Annotated in this window: 1 pseudogene; it reads left to right on the top strand. The window is 46.2% G+C overall.

Going from position 1 to position 314, the window contains the following annotated elements:
* A pseudogene (gene glyA, locus A3761_RS05370) lies at nt 1-314 on the top strand (serine hydroxymethyltransferase); the annotation flags it as partial.

Genomic DNA, 314 nt, shown 5'->3' with positions numbered 1-314 from the left:
GACTATAGCTGGCTTTGATGATGAAATAGCAAATGCAATTACTGCTGAAGCAACGCGTCAAGAAGAACACATTGAACTGATTGCATCAGAAAACTACACCAGCCCTCGCGTGATGGAGGCTCAAGGTTCTGCATTAACGAATAAGTATGCTGAAGGCTATCCGGGTAAGCGTTACTACGGTGGTTGTGAGCATGTTGACGTGGTTGAGCAGCTAGCGATTGATCGTGCTAAAGAGTTGTTTGGTGCTGACTACGCAAACGTTCAACCTCATTCAGGTTCGCAAGCCAATGCTGCTGTTTATATGGCGCTTTGCT

The organism is Oleiphilus sp. HI0123 (assembly GCF_001635315.1).
This window is presented reverse-complemented; position numbering and strand designations above follow the sequence as displayed.